The sequence below is a fragment of the Flavobacterium sp. FlaQc-28 genome, assembly GCF_044007415.1.
In the GTDB taxonomy this organism is placed as follows: domain Bacteria; phylum Bacteroidota; class Bacteroidia; order Flavobacteriales; family Flavobacteriaceae; genus Flavobacterium.
In genome coordinates this window covers 587680-607317 of record NZ_JBIPCM010000001.1, presented here as the reverse complement: position 1 = coordinate 607317, position 19638 = coordinate 587680, and the positions used below count along the sequence as shown (strand labels likewise).

The window sequence follows — 19638 nt, the reverse complement described above, 5'->3', positions numbered from 1 at the left end:
TTATTTCAAAGTTTTTTAATCTAAAAATGTATGAAATTTAGGCCCTTTTTTTTGAGACTGATTTAAAAGAATAACATTCTAACAGCTTCATTAAGCACTTTTTTGGAAGTTGCAATCTATAATTTGAAACAAATAGTAGCAGATTAAAACAGTTTTGATGTTGCAAGTTATAAAATGAAACGAAGTAAAACCGTACAAACACAAACATCTCGTGTTTTATTGCATAAATTTGAAATGCTTAATAAAAAGTTAAAAAAATATTGTTGCAAATTCCCCCACGCACAATAATTTAAAAAACTTGACTGATACTAATAAACATTTTTTTTTCTGATTAATTTTTATAAATAATTTTTGTACGAATTTATTTAATCTTCTTGACAAGCATAATTATTAACGAATTCAATTACCATGAAACAAATCAAGTTTAAAAGTCAATTTAAAAATGCAATGACATTGTTTGCATTTACATGCTTTGCAGCTGTTCAGATAAATGCGCAAAGCAGTAAAAAGCCCAATATTTTAGTGCTCTGGGGTGATGATATTGGGACTACCAATATTAGCGCCTACAGCGACGGATTGATGGGATATACTACACCAAATATTGATCGTTTGGCAAACGAGGGAATACGTTTTCTGCACTATTATGGAGAACAAAGCTGTACTGCAGGACGTGCCGCGTTTTTAACTGGACAGCATGGTCTTAGAACAGGACTAACTAAAGTAGGTTTTCCGGGAGCGCCAATGGGTATGAGCCAGTTAGATCCATCTGTTGGAGGAATTATGAAACAATTGGGATATGTAACAGGTCAGTTTGGTAAAAATCACGTTGGAGATCGTAATGAAAGTTTACCAACTGTAAACGGTTTTGATGAATTTTTTGGAAATCTGTATCATTTAAATGCGGAGGAAGAACCAGAATTGCCGGATTATCCTAAAGATCCAGAATATTTGAAAAAATTTGGCCCGAGAGGAGTTTTAAAATGTACAGCAACAAATGTTGATGATGCAACTACAGATCCTCGTTTTGGAAGAGTTGGAAAACAAAGAATTGAAGATACGGGACCTCTTACTAAAAAGAGAATGGAAACCGTTGATGATGAAACTTCTGCAGCAGCAATTGATTTTATTAAAAGACAAAATGCGGCAGGAAAACCATTTTTCTGCTGGTTCAATGCTACTCGTATGCACCTTCGTACACACGTAAGAGCAGAGCATAGAGGAAGATATACACATGGAGACAGTGAATATATTGATGGTATGATCGAACACGATGAAACTATCGGAAGTATTTTGAAAGCTTTAGATGATTTAGGAATTGCTGATAATACTATTGTAGTGTATTCAACAGATAACGGACCACATATGAACACATGGCCAGATGGTGCTATGACGCCATTCCGTTCAGAGAAAAACACGAACTGGGAGGGAGCTTTCCGTGTACCATGTATTGTGCGTTGGCCAGGTGTTATCAAACCAGGAACTGTAACTACTGAATTAATGAGTCATAACGACTGGATACCAACTTTTGCTTCAATTGCAGGAGAGCCGGATATCGTTAATAAACTTTTAAAAGGTTACAATGCAAACGGTAAAACCTATAAAGTGCATTTAGATGGTTTTGATCAAAGTAAATTTTTAGAAGGCAAAACACAAAAAAGTGCCAGAGATAAATTCTTTTACACAGACGATGATGGTCTTTTGGTTGGTCTGAGAGAAGGAGATTATAAGTATGTTTTTGCAGAGCAGCGTTTGGGAGGTACAATGGGAGTTTGGGCGGAACCATTTACGAAATTGCGTTTGCAAAAGATATTCAATTTATACCAAGACCCTTTTGAAAGAGCTGATATAACATCTAATACTTTTTGGGATTGGCAGATGAATCACGTACAGTTAATGTATGGAGCTATACAAGATGTTGTTGTATTTGCAGAAACGTTTAAAGAATATCCTCCAAGATCAATCCCGCCAAGTTTCTCTGCGTATACTATTATGGAAGAAGCTATGAAAGATATCAAAGCACAAAAGTATATAGAGAAAAACGTTCTTCCTAAGGTAAAAGAAGAGGTTCAAGACACATCTAAAAAGAAAAAATAAAGTAATAATCTTAAGTAAAGCCTGAGTTATTCTTATAATTTGGGCTTTGCTATTTAATGACTCACATTATGTATAGAAAATTATATCTCGCAGCTCTATTTTTATTTTTGTTTGTTTCTTGTAAAAATAAATCAGAAGAAAATACAACTGCAAATCCAAAAGAGAGTACTGAAACTATTGCGACTAGCGGTGATCCATTGCCAAGTTGGAATGATGGAACTTTAAAGAAAGACATCATTGCGTATGTTGAAAAAGTAACCAAAGAAGGAAGTCCAGATTTTATTCCGATAGAAAACAGAATTGCCACATTTGATAACGATGGAACACTTTGGGCTGAAAAACCATATGTTCAGGAATTATTCGCTTTTTATCGCGTGAAAAAAATGGTTGAAGCTAATCCGGCTTTAGCCCAAAAACAGCCTTTTAAGGCCGTAGTAGAAAAAGATAAAACTTTCTTCGAAAAAGGAGGAGATAAGGCTCTTATTGAGTTAGTTGCTGCAACTCATACAGGTATGACCGAAGATGAGTTTGAAGCATCAACAAAAGAGTTTTTTGCTGGTGCCCAATATCCTGGTAAAAATGTTCCGCTAAAACAAATCAGATACCAGCCACAATTGGAGCTTTTAAATTATTTGCGTGCAAATGGTTTCAAAACTTTCATTGTAACAGGTGGAACGGTTGAAGTTGTTAGAGCAATATCTCAGGATTTTTATGGGATTCCAAAAGATCAAGTTGTTGGAACTTCTTTCAAATATAAATTTGATGATGCTAAAAATGCAGTTTTAAGAGAACCAGCTTTAGATCATTTTAATGATAAAGAAGGAAAACCTGTTGGTATACAATTACACATTGGTCAACGACCTGTTTTTGCCTGTGGAAATGAAGGCGGAGCCGGCGATCTTGCGATGCTTAGATATTCTTCAGGAAATAAATACCCCTCTTTTCAATTAATTGTAAATCATAATGATTCTATTAGAGAATACAATTATAAGGAAAAAGATAATTTGTCATTAAATACCGCTGCAAAATACAAATATCATGTTATAAGCATGAAAGACGATTGGAAAAAAGTTTTTGCAGACAAATAAAATTGGTTTTGGTTGGTTTTTAAAAAGCATACAGCTTTTTTGTTTAAAAGCTGTATGCTTTTCTGAATGATTAAAAATCTTTTTAAAAGAAATACCACTATGAAATCTATAATCTCATATAACACGACTAAAATAGTATTCAGTGCTATTTTTTTTCTTTCAACTTTAGCTGTATCTGCACAAGAAGAACCTAAGGCAGGAGCGAGTGCACAGGAACTTGCTGATAAATTAGCAAACCCGGTAGCAAGTTTAATTAGTGTACCATTACAAAATAATCTTACTTATGGGATTGGTCCTTACAATGGATCAAAATATCAGATCAATATACAGCCCGTTGTTCCTTTTAAATTGAGTGATAATCTAAATTTAATTACCCGTTATATTCTTCCAGTTGTAGATCAGCAAGATGTTACGGGAGAAAATACACATGAATTTGGTTTAAGCGATGCTACTGTAACCGCATTTTTTGCTCCTAAAACTAAAGGAATTATCTTAGGAGTTGGTCCTGCTTTTTTAGTGCCAACTGCTACAGAAAAATTTTTAGGAACAGAAAAATTCGGCATAGGCCCAAGCGTTTTGGTAATGCATCAAGGAAAAGGGCTTTCTATAGGTTTTTTAGCCAATCAAATTTGGTCTGTAGCAGGAAATGCTGATAGAGCAGATTTCAATCAGTTTTATACACAAATATTCCTGACACATAGTTATAAAAGTGGTGCAAGTTTAGGGATCACTTCAGAAATTACACAAAACTGGGAGGGAAAAACAACCCTTATTACAGTTAGCCCAAATGTGGGTGCGATTACAAAATTAGGAGGGCAGACGATGCAATTTGCGGTTATGCCTTTAATACCAATTGTGGGCCATTCAAACATAAGACCAGATTGGGGATTAAGAGCGGTGGTGGCTTTTGTATTTCCAGGATCTTAAATTCTTTGGTTTTTACTTTTGATTCATATTTGAATTGAATTCTTATTTGTTGTGAGATGTAAAAATAAAACTTTGAGATATTAATACTGGTGCGTTTGTATTGAAATAAAATTTAAACCATTTTATGACCGAAAATACAGTAGATAACAACGAGAACTTATTTGATCCTTTGGCATCAAAAGCAGAACGCTACGATAAGGGAACGGCGATCAGAAAAGACGTGCCTCGTTCTTCTCATCAAGAATGGTCAGCTCCTGAAGATCGAGAAGATCCTATTGCTATTTTAATAAAAACCAGCATTGGTCGAATTGAAGATTTATTGCCCATTCGATATCGAAGAATGATTGAATCTCCCTTTGCATTTTACAGAGGAGCGGCGGCAATTATGGCCGCAGATTTAGTTAATACCCCAAATACTGGAATACATTTACAGCTTTGCGGTGATTGTCATTTAATGAATTTTGGCGGTTTTGCAACTCCAGAACGTAAATTAGTTTTTGATATTAATGATTTTGATGAAACTTTTCCTGGTCCTTGGGAATGGGATGTTAAAAGACTCGCTGCAAGTTTTGCAATAGCAGGAAAATGGAGGAAATTTTCAAATAAAATAAGTAAAGAATTTGCTTGGCATGTTGCAGACAGTTATAAAAGACACATGCTTGAATACAGTAAATTATCGGCACTTCAAATTTGGTATGCCGATATTGATTTGGCAGAACTTATTGAATTAGGAAAAGATGAAGAGTTAAAAGAGTTTCAGCAAAAACGAATAAAAAAAGCAGCTGAATCTACAGCACATGAAAAAGAGTTTGCAAAAATGACTTATCTAGATGGAGTTAGGGCAAAAATAAAAGATGATCCGCCATTGATTTATCATCCGTCTGGAACAGATCAAAATTATACTTTAAGAGAAGCAAAATTAATTCATAAACGATATGTAGAATCGCTTCCTGAAGATAAACAGGTTTTATTAAGCCGATATACAATACATGATTTTGCGATAAAAGTAGTTGGTGTGGGAAGTGTTGGAACACTTTGCGGAATCAGTTTATTAATGTCCGCAACTGGAGAACCTATTTTTTTACAATTTAAAGAAGCCAGACAAAGTGTTTTGGAACCCAATGTAAAAATTAAAGGAAAATACAAGCATCAGGGAGAGCGAATTGTAATGGGACAAAAGTTAATGCAGTCGGCTTCAGATATGTTTTTAGGATGGACAAATGATGATAGAGGCAGGTTTTTTTATATTCGTCAGCTTAGAGATGCCAAAATAAAACCTGTTATCGAAATAATGAAAGCAGAAAACATGGCCGATTATGCAAAAGCCTGCGGATGGGCGCTTGCAAGAGCTCATGCGCGATCAGGAGATCCGTCAATATTGTCGGGATATATAGGAAACAAAGATGAATTTGCGAATGCAATTTCAAAATTTTCGATTACATATGCCCATCAAAACGAATTGGATTATAATAAATTGGTTGAAGCAGTAAAAGAAGGAAGATTGCCTATTTCGGCAGAAATATAATTTTCGTTAATTAAATAATTGTATAGGTATGAGTAAAAAAATCATGTTTTTAATCGGTTTTGCTATTATAACAATTACAATGCAAAGCCAGACAGCAAGAATTGATTCTGCGGCAGTTTATATTTTACATCGAACGACAGAATCATTACAATACATAAAATCATGCAGTTTTAAATCGATAATGACTTATGATATTTCTAACGAAAGTCTGGGATTAATTAAGCATTCGATAAATGAAAAAGTTTCGATCAAATTTCCAGATAAAATGAAAATTACTTCAACTGGAGATAAAGGAAACAGAAGTTTATGGTATAATGGCAAGAGTTTATATTATTATTCTTTTGATAATAATACTTATGCAACTGCTGCAGCACCAAAAACGGTTATAGAAACGATTGATGAAACCAGCAAAAAATTTGGAATTGAATTTCCTGCAGCCGATTTTTTCTACGAAACATTCTTAGATGATCTTAAGGCAGAAAAGGGAAATCTAATTTATTTAGGCAAAACTATTATTGACGACAAGGAATGTTTTCATATTGCAGGAGCAGATAAAAACAAAAGTTTTCAATTCTGGATTGGAAGCGATGATTTTTTCCTGCCTGTAAAAATGGGAATAGTTTATAGTAATGACAAAGACAAACCTCAATATGAAGCAGTATACAAAGATTGGGTTGTAAATCCAGATTTTCCCGATTATATGTTTGAGTTTGCAGCTCCGCCAAAGGCAGTAAAAGTTCCCCTTAAGGAAAGAGAGACGAAAAAATAATCATCTAAAATTCTACCATTATGAAATTAGATTTACTAAAACATATAAAAGTATTTGTTGTTGCTGTAATATTTGTAATAATGCTGATTGTTCCAGAATCTGCAAATGCACAACGATTTGGTCATTTTACACCTCATGCAGTGATGCCGAGACCAATGCCCATACATCCGCCATCACCACGGCCAATACCTCCAACGCCGAGACCAATACCTCCAGGGCCGCGTCCAATTCCGCCCGGACCTCGACCAATACCTCCACATCCTTATCCTAGGCCATTGCCTCCGCCGCCGTTTCACCCTTATCCGGTGCCGTATCCTTACATATATCATCCGTTTGTTCCTTATTATTGGGGGCCAACATGGTATCCGATTGGTTTTTTTGCAGCCACATTAACTACAGCGGCAATTGTGATTTCGGTTGAGGATAATCAATACAATTATGATGATGGAGTTTATTATGTAAAAGATTCAGGCGGTTACAAAGTTGTTCCAGCACCATTGGGAGCAACTATTTCAGAATTGCCCAAAGGCTATGTAACCATTAATGTGTCTGGTGTTGACTACTATTACTATGGAGGAACTTATTATACTAAAGATACTTCAAAATATAAAGTAGTAAATGCGCCGGTGGGAGCTATAGTCACGCATTTGCCAGAAGGATCTGAAGAGAAAACAATAGACGGGCAAAAATATATGATTTATAATAATGTTTACTATCAGCCAATTTCAAAAGACGGCCAAGATAGTTATGTAGTTGTACAAGGTAAATAGAAAAGGTTCAACTGCTAATTTAATTTGTTTTAGAAAATGAACGTTTGGCGAAAATAAGTAAGAATATTTTGCAAACAATTATGTTAAATTAAATAAAATAATTTATCTTTGAGAGTGTAAAAATAAGCTGTTTACGAAAAATTAATATTGGTAACATACAGTTTAAGAGTTATATAGACGTTCATTCTCAGATTTTTCGGAATTTTAATAATTTGAAGTTAAACTAATTTAATCATTAATTTAAATACCACACTATGAATATTAAAAGAACAAATCTTCGCATAATCCCAATGATAGTATTGGGCTTACTTTATAGCTGCTCCCCAACAGTAAAAGTTACAACCGATTATGATCATGCCGCAAATTTTAGTGAATATAAAACTTTTGCAGTTTATGATTTAAAAACACAACAAGGTCAAGTAAACCAACTAAATATTGACCGAGTTACGAAAGCAATTCGTGCTGAAATGATCTCAAAAGGATTTACTGAAAGTTCAAATCCTGACTTAAAAGTAAATGCTGTTTCAATCTTAAAAAATAAAACCTCAGTTTCTGCTAATACAGATTTTTATGGATATGGCGGAATGTATCGTCCATATGGATATTGGGGAGGCGGTGCAATGATGGGCGGCGCAAACACAACATTTAATAGTTATGATTATGTTGACGGCTCATTAGTCATTGATATAGTTTCTACAAAAACAGACAAACTGGTTTGGCAAGGTATAGGAAATGCCGAAATAGACAATAAACCAGATAATCCTGAAGAATTTATTAATAGTTCTATTAAAAAAATATTAGCAGGATTTCCTCCCGGCTTAGCAAAAAAATAGCTTTAAATTTTATTTTTTATAACAGCTGTACTTTTCATTTAGGACAAGTACAGCTGTTATGAAAATGTAAACTGTAACCCTTTTTCAGTATTTAGATACGCAAGAAAAAAGGAAGATATTCATTATATTAAGCTTAAAACGTATGGCCGATATAGTACTTTCAATTTTCTTTTTTATAGCAGCAATAGTTGGTTTTGCAACCTCTTTTATGGTTCTGTTTTCAAAGAAAAACTACTCAAAAAGTTTTTTCTTAGGATTGTTTTTGTTCAGCCTGACCGTTGTCAGTATTTACAATTTCTATTTATCGGCAAATATTTTTAAAGCCTTTCCAGATTTATTTATGATTACAAAATCATTTATTTTTCTGGCTGCTCCCAGTGCATTTTTATATGTTAGGAGTATATTGTTTCCAGAGATCGTTTTTAAAAAATTTGACTGGCTTCATTTTGTGCCATTTGTCGTTTACTTTTTGCTGACAGTTTTAGTGTGGATAGGAAATTATAGTGATAGTAATTTTATTGTTTATGTTTCTGCCAAAGTCAACAGTCCTTTCTCAATCTTGAGTTTAGGTACTTGGTTGATGTATGCTTTTTGTCAGACCATGATGATTTTAAATTATGACTTAGAAAAATTTAAAGGCAATCATCTTCATAAAATAAAGACCTTAAAATGGATCAGAATTTATAATTTGATGATCTTGTTTTTGTTTTCAACTCTTTTCGTGCATTTCTTTTTGATTAATAAGGCAGGTACTATCGATTTTCATGTTGTGTTTTAATTTCATTGGTTCTTCTTTTTACTGTTGGGTGGCTTTATTTTACACCTCATATTTTTTATGATAAAAATACAGTTGATACTCTTAATTTTGTTGAGGATGGTTTAATTACTGTTGCATCTCGAGAAGTAAAAAACACATTGCCTATTGTTAAGGAGTTAACGCCAGAAAAAAAACAAATCTATATAACTAAATTAGAAAGCATATTTGATTCGAAAAAACTCTTTTTGAAAAAAGATTTAGTGATTCGTGATGTTGCTGATGAAACAGGAATTTCAGTTAACAATCTTTCTAATTTAATTAACTCAGAATTTAATCTTCATTTTCAAGACTACATTAATTTAAAAAGAATTGAGTTTTTTAAAGAAAAAATCAATGACTCTGACTGGAAGGGTTTGTCATTAGAAGGAATGGCATGGGCTTCAGGATTTAAATCCCGAACAACTTGTTTTAGAGCTTTTATTAAGCATACCGGAAAATCTCCTTCTGAATATTTTAGAGTTATCAGAATTAGTCCTGAAAAGTCACCTTCCTATTTTTTAAAACAGTCTCCAAACTAAAAAGAATTATCTGCCTAGATTGAATTTGAAGAAGTACTAAATTTAAATTAAGAGATTATGACAACGAAATTTAATAGTTACACACAAATAAAATCGACACTGACATTACTTCTTTTATTTGTTTCTTTTTTAGGGTATTCACAACTAAAAGGCGGACATATACTAGGATCATCAGGATTACAGTCTGGTACTCAGGCTCCAGCTAATACTTTGAGTTTGTATGTCCCAGGGTATTTTTATGAAGCCGGCTCCTTAAGAAATTCTGATGGTGATAAATCAATTGCAAATCCAGATATCAATATGTTTTTAACAGGTGTTGGAGCTAATTATGTAAGTGATTTTAAAATTTTAGGAGCTAATTACGGAGCAACAATTTTAGTAGCTTTTGCATCAAATACTATTCAGGGCAGTTATGTCGACTCAAAAAGTCCTTTTGCATTTACAGATATGCTTGTACAGCCAATTCAATTAGGCTGGCATAATAAAAGAGCAGATTTTGTTTTTAGTTATCAATTATATCTTCCAACAGGAAAATATGAACTAGGAGCAAGTGATAATAGCGGACTTGGAATGTTTATGAATGAACTTTCGGCAGGAACAACCTTGTTTTTTAATGATAAAAAAACATTTCATTTTTCAGCTTTAGCGGCTTACGAAATGAATGGTAAGAAGAAAGACACTAACATAAAAACAGGAGATATTTTAAGTATTGAAGGCGGTTTAGGCAAAACATTTTATATGATGAATGCAGAAAAAACTGCTCCAAAAGGAATACTTAATGCGGGATTAATTTATTATTTACAGTATAAAGTATCACATGATGAAATTCCAGTCGGAACACTGCTGCTTGAACCAAGCAAAGACAGAGTTGGAGCAATAGGTGCCGAGGTAAATTATTTTCATATTGGCTGTAAAACTACAGCAGGATTACGATGGGTTTCAGAGATTGGTGCTGTAAATAGATTTCAAGGAAATACATTTTTCCTAACATTGGCTCATGTCTTCAGCTTTGCAAAAGAATAGTTTAAAAAACTAATTGCAGGTTAAATGATTGATGCTTTTTTATAAAATCGATAATCTTAAAATTAATTTAAATGAAAAAAAACTATTCAGATTCAGTGATAAAAAACAGAGTTTTTTTTCAGAAATTAATTTTCATTTTTACATTTTGTCTTTTTTCGTGTCATACAATCATGGGACAAAAACAGCATATAAGTGTAAAAGATTCTCTAGATGGAGCTTTTGATTTGAGCGATTATATAATTTATGCACATGGTTTTATTGTAGTACCAACTGTTATTACCGAACCCGCTTTGGGTGGAATAGGAGGAGCATTAGTGCCAATTTTTCTTAAAAAACGCCCGCCGGTAATTGATGAAAACGGTAAAAAGAGATTTATAAATCCAGATATAACAGGAGGAATTGGTATGTATACTGGAAATAAAAGCTGGATGGCAGGAGCTTTTCGTTCAGGTACATTAGTTGACTCTCGAATATTATACCGCGTTATGGCAGGTTACGGCGATATGAATTTATCGTTTTACGAAAACAATCTGCCAAATGGAAAAGATCAGGAATTCAAGCTTAATTTTAGATCCACTATTTTTTATACACAGTGGTTAAAGCAGTTTAAAAATGCGAAATGGAGTGCAGGTCCGCAGTATCTTTTTTTAAATTCTAAAATAAATTTACCAGACATAAATATTCCTCCGCCATTTGTTCAGCCTGGAGATATTAAAAGTACCGTAAGTCAGCTTGGAGCAGCCATTCAGTTTGATGGACGCGATAATATCTTTACACCAGATAAAGGGATTAGACTGCAGTCAGACTTTTTTTGGTCAGATGATGCAATAGGCAGCGATTATGATGCTTGGCGCGTTAATTTATCGGCAATAGGTTATTATCCTTTAACTAAAAAATTAATTGGCGGGCTTAGGATAGAAGGAGAGCAGGCGTTTGGAAGTCCGCCTTTTTATCTTCGTCCCGGTATTAATTTAAGAGGAATTCCTGCCGCTCGATATCAAGGAAAAACCAGCATTGTAACCGAAGGAGAATTACGATGGGATTTATACCGAAGATGGAGTTTAATGGGATTTGGAGGCGTAGCCAGTGCATTTAATGATTGGGATAAAGCTTTTGCTAAACCAGTAGTGTATAGTTACGGAACTGGTTTTAGATATTTGATCGCCAGAAAGTTTAAGCTCAGAATGGGAGTTGATGTTGCAAGAGGTCCAGAAGATTGGGCCTACTATATTGTTTTTGGCAGTAATTGGTTAAGATAAAAATATATGTAAGAAGTTACTTTTTAAAAATTTAATACAAAAGCCTCTGTAGACATCCCTATAGAGGCTTTTTGTAATAAATACTTTGATAATAAGAGATATTAAGAAAAAATTAACAGTTGTGTTTCGCACAAATACTTTAATATTTAATTGTTTTGTAACAAAAATATAATACAGGCTACTAATTAGTCAACTATTTAAATCATTGATTATGTATAAAATTACGATGAAATCAGTTTTCGTTGCATCAGCATTTTTGGTTGGTGTGAGCAGCTGTTTTGCACAAGACATTTTGGTAAATTCATTAAAGCTGAATGCAAGTGATAAAAGTAAAGAGAACTTTAAATTCACTGAAGTAATTAACTTAGGAACAACTTCTGTAAAATCTCAAGGATCATCTGGAACTTGCTGGAGTTACTCAACAAACTCATTTTTAGAATCAGAAATGATTCGTTTAGGAAAACAACCAGTAGAGTTGTCGCAAATTTTTTCTGCAAGAAATGTTTACGTAGAAAAAGGAGTGAATTATGTTCGTATGCATGGAGCGATTTCTTTAGGTGATGGTGGTGCTTTGCACGATGTAATCAATATGTATAAAAAATACGGAACTGTTCCAAGAGAAGTTTATACAGGATTAAACTACGGTACAGACAAAAATAAATTTGGTGAAATGGGAGCTTTAATCGAAGCAGTTCTTGCAGCGGTAGTTAAAAACCCAAATGGCGAATTAACACCAAACTGGCAAAAAGCGTATGCAGCTGTTATTGATTCTTATTTAGGAAAAGTGCCGGATAATTTTAATTATAAAGGAAAAAATTACACACCACAATCTTTTGCAAAAGAAGTAGTTGGAATTAATCCAGATGAGTATATCGAAATGTCATCATTTACAACATCTCCATATTACCAAAAAACAACTATGATGGTGCCAGACAACTGGTCATTAGATCAAGTTTACAACGTAAAAGTAAACGATATGACAGATGTAATTGATAATGCTTTGAAAAAAGGATATACAGTTGCATGGGCGACAGATGTGAGCGAGAAAAGTTTCAGCTGGAAAAATGGTGTAGCATACGTTGCAACAAAGAAATTTGATGACATGACAGCCGAAGAAAAAGCAGATATGTTTAACGGACCAAAAGCAGAACCGGAAATCACTCCAGAAATGCGTCAAACAGCGTTCGACAACTACACAACTACAGACGACCACGGAATGCACATTATTGGTCTTGCAAAAGATCAAACAGGAAAAGAATATTATATCGTAAAAAATTCTTGGGGAGAAACAAATGATTATAAAGGTTTCTTATTTGTAACTAAGAATTTTGTAAAATATAAAACTACTGCCTTAATGGTAAATAAAGGTGGAATTCCAACTGACATTGCTAAGAAATTAGGGGTGTAAGTTTAATTCAAACTTTTGAAAAATAAGAAAGCGCTGCAATAGAATTTGCAGCGCTTTTTTTTGTACTATTTTGTTGCTGCTTTTGGGCGTGATTCTGCATTTGAACGTTTTTTGACGTAGTTTGTAGTTATATTAAAGTAAAAAGTTTGTAATGCGGTACCTTTATATAGTATTACGACCTTTTTAATCAAAATCAATTCGTCATGAAAACAAATGCAGTGCTTTTTAGAGTAATTGTATGCGTTTTTTCTTTTAGTTGTTACGCTCAGTCTATAGAGCAGACTATTGCTCATGCTGGAACTGGAAAAACGCAGTCAAAAGTAGATAGCAAATCAAATGAAGATCTTGTTATTGATTCTTATTTGGTTGTCGAAGTAATAAATATGCCGTTTGGAAAAAGAACAACTAAATATGAAGTCTCAAAGCTTGATATGGTATATACAAACGATCTAGGGCCAAATAACACAAGAACCGTTACTCCAATATACAAAAAGGCAAAAGTTAGAAAAACAGAGATGATTTTGCCTTCGAAAGCTATTGTTGATACTATGTCTCAAAAAATTAAACCAATAAAAGTTGAGGTAATTACGCCAGCCTATACTGAGAACTCGGCAAACATAAATATTTTAAATACTTATGCCCATGTTTTAGACAAAGGATACAAATCTGTAGATATGCTTAAAAAAGTGGCTGATAAGTTTTATTTTGAAGATAATTATGAGGAAGCGGCCAAGTACTATTCTAAGCTAATTGATCTTGAGGCAAATTTAGAGGCAGTATTTTATTTTAGATATGCCCAGTCTTTGAAAGCAATAAGTGAAATAGAAAAAGCTGAAGAAATGATGAAGTTGTTTGAAAGTAAAAACGGAACAGTGAAATAGCTAAAAAATAAAGTATAAGGTATTGAAACAAAAAAAAAGACGATCATTTTGATCGTCTTTTTTTTAAGCTCCCCCTCTTGGGCTCGAACCAAGGATGGTTGCGCTAGTATAGTCAAGACTTTACGTTATTTTACTTTTTTATGTTACCGAATTGTATGCCTTATAATTAATATTTTTAGTGATTTTATTTCTTGTCTTTAAGCTTATCATTTAAGTCTTTCCAAAATTTAGTAGTTTTTTTGTTAAGTTATAAGATTTTTTGATCCAATTTTTTATTGTTGTCGAATTCTGGAGGTTTAATCATTAATCAATTTGTGAATTGTTTGGAAGCAAGAAAAAGAATAAAAAACAACAGTACTATAAGATATTTAGTAATCATCTAATAAGTAAAGATATAATATACCCAGTTTACCATTAACACATTGACTTCGTTATAAAAAACCTGCTCATTATATACTTGCGCAGGTTCTAGAAAATTATCTGATATTATTAATAAAAAGCATAATCTCCTATTACTCTGACAACAACCCATTTTTCCTGTTGTTTTTCCATAACGACAGTAGAATATTTTCCGCCACCCGCGGCAGATGCTTCACCATAATAAAACATAATATATTTTCTATCCATATAATACATGGGTTCCGAAATCACTATAGCTTCATATTGTAATCCAGTATTCATATACTTAATCATAAAATCGTATTTAAATGCCCCTGCATCATTTTCAAGGATAAAATTATATTCAGGAAAATCTTCTTTTTTCCAGTATCTTTTTATGGTATCATGCGCGTATTCTTCATACATTTTTTTCCAATGTTTTTCTACAAATAAACCATCTGTATGATCTATATAATTCTTTGGGTCTATAATATGATCAGGTCCATTGCCTCCATTAAAAATCCTTAAAGCCTCTCTATTTAAAGCCTTATTAGCTTGCAGTATGTGTTTTTTGCTCTTGTTAATTTTTTGAGTTTCTAAAAACACATTGATAGCCTCATAATTTCCTATATCTTGTGCACTGACACACGATAAAGAAAATAAAGAAATGATTACGAATAATTTATTTAATTGTTTCATAATTTTATTTTTTACAAGGTGTTCCTAATGGTGTATTTATGCCATAAACAGAACCTAGTTTTTCAGTATTAATTCTAGCCATAATTCTTTCCCGATCTTTATAGTTTTTATGATTAGGATCATTAGGATAATTTTCATTAAATATCTTTGTTTTATCAAGCCCTCCCCAAGCCATATCCAAATAAACCTGATGAGGAAAACCTGAAGTAACTTGTTGTCCAGTATGAAATTCTTGAATAGTAGAGGCTATTGCATTTACATACTTTTCAGACATTAATCTATGATGTTCATCAGGAAGTATGCTTGGATCTTTTGTGATTTGATATTGAACGTAGGCCTCGTAAATAGTTGGAAAATCGTAAATTACTGAAGCTCCAAGAGTATTATTTTCTTGAAGAATACTAAGCAAATAAGCATGTATAATTTCATGTGCCATTGTAGTGGCAACAGATAAATCTGTGGGAGGATTTGCATTATCTTTTCCATTAATATAATCCGCATTAAAAACCATAGTAACGATACCAGTCTCTTTATTTATTTTAGTTTGTGCCCAAACGTTAGGATCTTTTTTTTCTACTTCACCTGTCGACATCTTTGTAGCATAAATAGATCCATCGTTACTAAATCGCTTTAGCATTTCTGCAATATCTCCGTTTCCTAAATTTTTTAATTTATTTAATATATCCTTAGTGCAGGCATCAAGTTCCGTATCATCAATATAGTCCTCTATAGCTTGTGTCGTTTCTACTTGTCCACCTTCGCCACCGCCATCTGGAGGTACTTGCTCATTATTTCCTCCTCCGCTATCACCATCACACTCCCACCATGTATTCACTAATCTTTCTGCCCCAGTTTCTCGATCTGTCGCATAAGTTCCCCAAAGAATACAGCCTTTTGATTTATTGGTTAATGTATTTTTTTTATTTTTAATTGGTTTTCTGCCATTATCTGAAGTTAATGTATTCTCCACATTATATAAATGATAGCGATTTATATGCAAACTCATCGCATCAGAAGAGAATTCCACTTTTAAACTATAATCAAAAGAGTTGTCATCTTTTTTCTTAATAAGTACATATGAGTTAAAATATAGAGGTTTATCCCAATTATTTATATCCATTACAGACGAAGAACTATCAGATGTTAAGGACACTAGTATAGTGTCATTTTTAAAGCTTGCATTCTTCCAATCTGGTGTGCCGGAAAAATATATATTATCCTTTATTTTAACTTCATTTTTATTAAAATATTCTTCAGCTTGATTTACTCTAATACTATTTTCATTGTTTTCATTCTTTAAATCCTCCGTAGAACATGAACTAACTAAAAATGAGACAAGAACACAAGTTAATATTAACTTATAAAAAGTTTTAATCATAATTATTTAAGATTTTAGCATGGTTTTAAATCAAATGTAATACATTTCTTAAAAAAAACAAAATAGATGTAATCGAAAAATTAAAATGTATAAAAAAATAGTTAAAAAGGCTTCACATGTTATGAAGCCTGCTTAATGGTATTTAATATTTAATTTGATATATATTATTTAAATAAAAAGACGGCTTTAAACCGTCTTTAAATATTACGAATATTTCCATAAAAATCCCTTGGAACTTGTTCGTTCGCCTCTACAGCATCTTGATATACAAGTTTTAGAAACTCTAGTTACTTTCGATGCTTCTGAAACAGAAGTAAACTGACAGACAAAACTACCATCCAAACGATATTGCGTCACCCCTTTCTTTCTATTATCCATTTTGGGAGTAAATGGTTCTTTATAAGAGTAACTCCAAAAAAAGCCTCCTAAGGTTTTATTTACGCTCCAACATGCTCTACTTATATCCTGTTTCCTAACTGAAATAGCTTTGGCAGCAAGAGATAAATCTTCAAATGTATGATTTAAAGATCCATCTAAATTATATTGATAGACTATTTTTTTAAATCCTCCACCTTTGTCTGCATTATAGCCGTTTGCGTTTGAATCATACTCGGCTATATATTTAATCTCCTTAGACGCTAATTCATTGTTATCCGAAGCAGTATCAATTTGTTCCCAAGTAAAAGCATCCGTTCCAAAAGTTCCAAGTGCTTCTTGAAAATAACTGCCAACTTTTTTACGAGATTTTTGAAGGTGGTCTAGTTTTCTTTCTTCAATGGATTTAGTAGTAGCACCTATATATGTTTCATTGGTTTTTTGATTAGTAACTTTATATATTATTTTCATCTCCAGTTTCATTATTTAATTCATTTCTTGCTTTTAATTTAAACTCATATTTTTTACCAGTTTTCTTATCAATATACTCCAATCCAAACTCCGAAGCATATAATTTGAGCCACTTAGTAAGTTTATGAGAAGTAATATCCCTTAAAGTCGGATAGCTTTTTTTAAATTCAGTCAAAAGTTCAGCTTTTTCTATCCATTTTTCAGATGGTATCGAATTGCTAGATGTAAATTCAAGAAATTCTGGCGAAGTTAGGTGTGTTAATTTGTTGACTTTTATATTCAAAGGCATAGGTTCAAGTAGTCCAGCTTTTAAAAAAAGCTGTATACAGTCAATCATAAAACTAAAAAAGCAATTCCATTCATTGTCATCCCACTCATCAAAAAATAAATTTTTATAGACCATTTTAGGTGTTAATTTGTCAGAAAAATAATTAGCAACTTCAAATTCATGTCTTCTTCTTGCATCAGAACTTCCCCCAGAACCATTAACAAAATAATTAGTTGAAATCAAGATTTTTGGAGATTCTTCAGGTTTAAGTATTAACTCATCTTTCCCTTTTTTTTCAATTACAAACCCTGAGGTTGCCATAGAATAAACGATTTCTAGTGAAAATTTGGAATCTACGTCATCAAAACATACTATATCTGTTGTGTGATTTATTCTTTGATTATTAAATCTGGACTCTCGTTTCATATTTTTTCCGTCCATTAAAACAGTTTCCACGCAATGTGAGAGCGCTTTGGCTAGTAAACTTTTTCCCGTACCACCATTAGTTTGACCTCCCTTAGTCGCATTTTCATCCATAAAAATAGCTATCTTAACTACAGCTGGATTATTATGTCGATGTAATAAATAACCAAGTAATGTTTTAAGAACATTAAATCTCGTTACATCTTTTTTTGATAATTTGAAGCAAAAATCTTTGAATTGTCCATTTGTAAAATCAATCAAATTAAAATCTTTGTCAATTATTCGATTTTTCCATATTTTATGAGGTAAGTCGGGATAAGAAACTAATACGATTTTATTTTCTGTAACTTTTACTGCTACGTTTTTGAAATATAACCATGCACAGTCTATGGGATCCTTGTCGATTAGACCTTGCACTTTTGGAAGTAATTCATATTTTCTTTTGTTTAAGTAACTACCGATCCCTTTTACAAAAGCTTCTAGCACATCTTTTTCATCAAGAGAAATTAGGTAATCTTTAATAAACCATGACAAATCACTTTCATTCACTTCACTGACAATATTGTTTTGAATTCTCACCAGTTTTGTAGTACCGCCAATTCTCATGTTCGCAAATCCATTTTCCCCTAGAAAATTGATTAATTCCGAATGAACAATCTTATACAAACCATTTTCGAAATAGTAAAATTCTTTTTTTTCCTCCTTCATTTATCTCTTCTTTTATAAACCCACTTAATGATTAAGTTGTCTCGTTGGGTCTTTACGATTTCAACGAAGCAAAGTTATTTAAAGAAGTATTTTGTTGTGGGTGTAAATATTCACCCCCAAAAGAATCAAAAGTTTATTCTGGATTAAAAAAGTCTTTGTTTGTAAAAATAGTTTTAAGTCCCTTAAGTGTTTTTTCAGGAGATTTTTCAGAAGTTTGTTTGGTTTTGTTTGTAAAAAATTCATCAACTACTTTTTTGGATCTAGTAATTTCTTTAAATTCCTTACTATTGGAGTCAAAATATAGAAAATTAGATTCTATAAATCGATGTAAATCATTAGAAGACATGCCTTTAATGAGTCCATTTCTCTGCATTAATTCAAAAAAAACTGATATTTGACTCTTTTTTAAATTGAATTTTATCTTTTCATTATTCGTATTTCCTTGAAAATATCTAGTATTCAGATGATAATAAAGTTCGAATATTTCGTGATGAATTTTCGTTCTAAAGTAAGAATCAAGATGCTTTGCATTTTTGACTTGCTTTAATAATTTGTCGATACTTCGTTGCTTCTCAATAATTTCATTTTTTATTGCTATGTCACCCTTGTAGTAAATCTTACCAATAGATTCGTTAATTTTTTCTTTTAAATATTCTATTTGACTCTTTATTTTAGGGAGCAGATAATCATTATAAAAATTTAAGGAAATTTCTATATACTCGTTACGATTATCACATGAATGATTTTCTGCATAAATATAAAATTCAAACTGATCTGTTGTAATCTTGTTTCTAAGTACAGTAATATCTTCTTTAGTGGTATCAACAGGTAGTGCAAGAGATTCCATTGTATTAATCATGGAGCCGTACTGCATGTCTTGAAGTAGGAACTCTTTTTTTAGTTTAAAAAAACTCTCCTTGTTTAAAATTTGACTGAATGAGATTTTTTCCATTTTGTAGTATATAATTAATGAATGCAGTAAATGTGTTTTCTACTGCATTCAAATGTAATAATTGTAATTCTATT

The 19638-nt window shown here is 32.4% G+C and carries 18 protein-coding genes; 13 read left to right on the top strand and 5 right to left on the bottom strand.

The window, feature by feature from the left end:
- Window positions 1–408: 408 nt before the first annotated feature.
- The 13 genes from ACHRVL_RS02590 (at window position 409) to ACHRVL_RS02530 (ending at window position 13912) form a co-directional block, all read left to right on the top strand.
- Entirely contained in the window at window positions 409–2094 is a 1686-nt protein-coding gene (locus tag ACHRVL_RS02590; protein WP_395410117.1) for an arylsulfatase, read from the top strand.
- 68 nt (window positions 2095–2162) lie between these two features.
- Window positions 2163–3182 (top strand): HAD family hydrolase, encoded by a 1020-nt coding sequence (locus ACHRVL_RS02585; RefSeq protein ID WP_395410115.1) that lies wholly within the window; start codon window positions 2163–2165, stop codon window positions 3180–3182.
- Between the two features lie 99 nt (window positions 3183–3281).
- Window positions 3282–4109, top strand: a complete 828-nt coding sequence (locus tag ACHRVL_RS02580) for a hypothetical protein (protein ID WP_395410113.1) — start codon at window positions 3282–3284, stop codon at window positions 4107–4109.
- Between the two features lie 124 nt (window positions 4110–4233).
- Window positions 4234–5634 (top strand): DUF2252 domain-containing protein, encoded by a 1401-nt coding sequence (locus ACHRVL_RS02575; RefSeq protein WP_395410111.1) that lies wholly within the window; start codon window positions 4234–4236, stop codon window positions 5632–5634.
- 28 nt (window positions 5635–5662) lie between these two features.
- Window positions 5663–6403, top strand: a complete 741-nt coding sequence (locus tag ACHRVL_RS02570; RefSeq protein WP_395410110.1) for a DUF2092 domain-containing protein — start codon at window positions 5663–5665, stop codon at window positions 6401–6403.
- A 20-nt stretch (window positions 6404–6423) separates the two neighbouring features.
- A complete protein-coding gene (locus tag ACHRVL_RS02565) occupies window positions 6424–7173 on the top strand; it encodes a DUF6515 family protein (protein WP_395410108.1) in 750 nt (249 codons plus the stop codon).
- Window positions 7174–7427: 254 nt separating this feature from the next.
- The gene (locus ACHRVL_RS02560; protein ID WP_089053634.1) at window positions 7428–8006 is read left to right on the top strand and encodes a DUF4136 domain-containing protein; all 579 of its coding nucleotides are present in this window, start codon (window positions 7428–7430) and stop codon (window positions 8004–8006) included.
- A gap of 142 nt (window positions 8007–8148) precedes the next feature.
- A complete protein-coding gene (locus ACHRVL_RS02555; RefSeq protein WP_395410106.1) occupies window positions 8149–8784 on the top strand; it encodes a hypothetical protein in 636 nt (211 codons plus the stop codon).
- 5 nt (window positions 8785–8789) lie between these two features.
- Window positions 8790–9341, top strand: coding sequence for a helix-turn-helix domain-containing protein (locus ACHRVL_RS02550; protein ID WP_395410105.1), 552 nt, complete (start codon window positions 8790–8792; stop codon window positions 9339–9341).
- A 57-nt stretch (window positions 9342–9398) separates the two neighbouring features.
- Window positions 9399–10364, top strand: a complete 966-nt coding sequence (locus ACHRVL_RS02545) for a transporter (protein WP_395410103.1) — start codon at window positions 9399–9401, stop codon at window positions 10362–10364.
- Window positions 10365–10435: 71 nt separating this feature from the next.
- Window positions 10436–11623: a BamA/TamA family outer membrane protein gene (locus tag ACHRVL_RS02540; protein ID WP_395410101.1), complete on the top strand. Its 1188-nt coding sequence runs from the start codon at window positions 10436–10438 to the stop codon at window positions 11621–11623.
- Window positions 11624–11834: 211 nt separating this feature from the next.
- On the top strand, window positions 11835–13031 hold the full coding sequence (locus ACHRVL_RS02535) for an aminopeptidase C (protein ID WP_089053638.1): 1197 nt from the start codon (window positions 11835–11837) through the stop codon (window positions 13029–13031).
- 203 nt (window positions 13032–13234) lie between these two features.
- A complete protein-coding gene (locus tag ACHRVL_RS02530; RefSeq protein WP_395410098.1) occupies window positions 13235–13912 on the top strand; it encodes a hypothetical protein in 678 nt (225 codons plus the stop codon).
- Between the two features lie 489 nt (window positions 13913–14401).
- Here the strand turns inward: ACHRVL_RS02530 and ACHRVL_RS02525 are convergent, their stop codons facing one another.
- From ACHRVL_RS02525 to ACHRVL_RS02505, 5 genes are all read right to left on the bottom strand, one after another.
- Window positions 14402–14989 carry a hypothetical protein gene (locus ACHRVL_RS02525; protein ID WP_395410096.1) on the bottom strand — a complete coding sequence of 196 codons (588 nt, stop codon included), beginning with the start codon at window positions 14987–14989 and terminating at the stop codon, window positions 14402–14404.
- Window positions 14990–14993: 4 nt separating this feature from the next.
- The gene (locus ACHRVL_RS02520) at window positions 14994–16142 is read right to left on the bottom strand and encodes a hypothetical protein (protein WP_395410093.1); all 1149 of its coding nucleotides are present in this window, start codon (window positions 16140–16142) and stop codon (window positions 14994–14996) included.
- Window positions 16143–16571: 429 nt separating this feature from the next.
- Window positions 16572–17213 (bottom strand): NUMOD1 domain-containing DNA-binding protein, encoded by a 642-nt coding sequence (locus ACHRVL_RS02515; RefSeq protein WP_395410091.1) that lies wholly within the window; start codon window positions 17211–17213, stop codon window positions 16572–16574.
- Window positions 17197–18612 (bottom strand): primase-helicase family protein, encoded by a 1416-nt coding sequence (locus ACHRVL_RS02510; RefSeq protein ID WP_395410089.1) that lies wholly within the window; start codon window positions 18610–18612, stop codon window positions 17197–17199. The genes ACHRVL_RS02515 and ACHRVL_RS02510 overlap by 17 nt, the downstream gene beginning before the upstream one ends.
- Before the next feature lie 133 nt (window positions 18613–18745).
- Window positions 18746–19564, bottom strand: coding sequence for a hypothetical protein (locus ACHRVL_RS02505; RefSeq protein ID WP_395410087.1), 819 nt, complete (start codon window positions 19562–19564; stop codon window positions 18746–18748).
- Window positions 19565–19638: the final 74 nt, after the last annotated feature.

What these genes read in the sequence shown, in the direction of transcription:
- ACHRVL_RS02590 (WP_395410117.1), top strand. Translation starts at nt 409, where the DNA reads ATGAAACAAATCAAGTTTAAAAGTCAATTTAAAAATGCAATGACATTG.
- ACHRVL_RS02565 (WP_395410108.1), top strand. Translation starts at nt 6,424, where the DNA reads ATGAAATTAGATTTACTAAAACATATAAAAGTATTTGTTGTTGCTGTA.
- ACHRVL_RS02530 (WP_395410098.1), top strand. Translation starts at nt 13,235, where the DNA reads ATGAAAACAAATGCAGTGCTTTTTAGAGTAATTGTATGCGTTTTTTCT.
- ACHRVL_RS02510 (WP_395410089.1), bottom strand. Translation starts at nt 18,612, where the DNA reads ATGAAGGAGGAAAAAAAAGAATTTTACTATTTCGAAAATGGTTTGTAT.
- ACHRVL_RS02580 (WP_395410113.1), top strand. Translation starts at nt 3,282, where the DNA reads ATGAAATCTATAATCTCATATAACACGACTAAAATAGTATTCAGTGCT.
- ACHRVL_RS02575 (WP_395410111.1), top strand. Translation starts at nt 4,234, where the DNA reads ATGACCGAAAATACAGTAGATAACAACGAGAACTTATTTGATCCTTTG.
- ACHRVL_RS02570 (WP_395410110.1), top strand. Translation starts at nt 5,663, where the DNA reads ATGAGTAAAAAAATCATGTTTTTAATCGGTTTTGCTATTATAACAATT.
- ACHRVL_RS02545 (WP_395410103.1), top strand. Translation starts at nt 9,399, where the DNA reads ATGACAACGAAATTTAATAGTTACACACAAATAAAATCGACACTGACA.
- ACHRVL_RS02525 (WP_395410096.1), bottom strand. Translation starts at nt 14,989, where the DNA reads ATGAAACAATTAAATAAATTATTCGTAATCATTTCTTTATTTTCTTTA.
- ACHRVL_RS02540 (WP_395410101.1), top strand. Translation starts at nt 10,436, where the DNA reads ATGAAAAAAAACTATTCAGATTCAGTGATAAAAAACAGAGTTTTTTTT.
- ACHRVL_RS02560 (WP_089053634.1), top strand. Translation starts at nt 7,428, where the DNA reads ATGAATATTAAAAGAACAAATCTTCGCATAATCCCAATGATAGTATTG.
- ACHRVL_RS02505 (WP_395410087.1), bottom strand. Translation starts at nt 19,564, where the DNA reads ATGGAAAAAATCTCATTCAGTCAAATTTTAAACAAGGAGAGTTTTTTT.
- ACHRVL_RS02585 (WP_395410115.1), top strand. Translation starts at nt 2,163, where the DNA reads ATGTATAGAAAATTATATCTCGCAGCTCTATTTTTATTTTTGTTTGTT.
- ACHRVL_RS02515 (WP_395410091.1), bottom strand. Translation starts at nt 17,213, where the DNA reads ATGAAAATAATATATAAAGTTACTAATCAAAAAACCAATGAAACATAT.
- ACHRVL_RS02535 (WP_089053638.1), top strand. Translation starts at nt 11,835, where the DNA reads ATGTATAAAATTACGATGAAATCAGTTTTCGTTGCATCAGCATTTTTG.
- ACHRVL_RS02555 (WP_395410106.1), top strand. Translation starts at nt 8,149, where the DNA reads ATGGCCGATATAGTACTTTCAATTTTCTTTTTTATAGCAGCAATAGTT.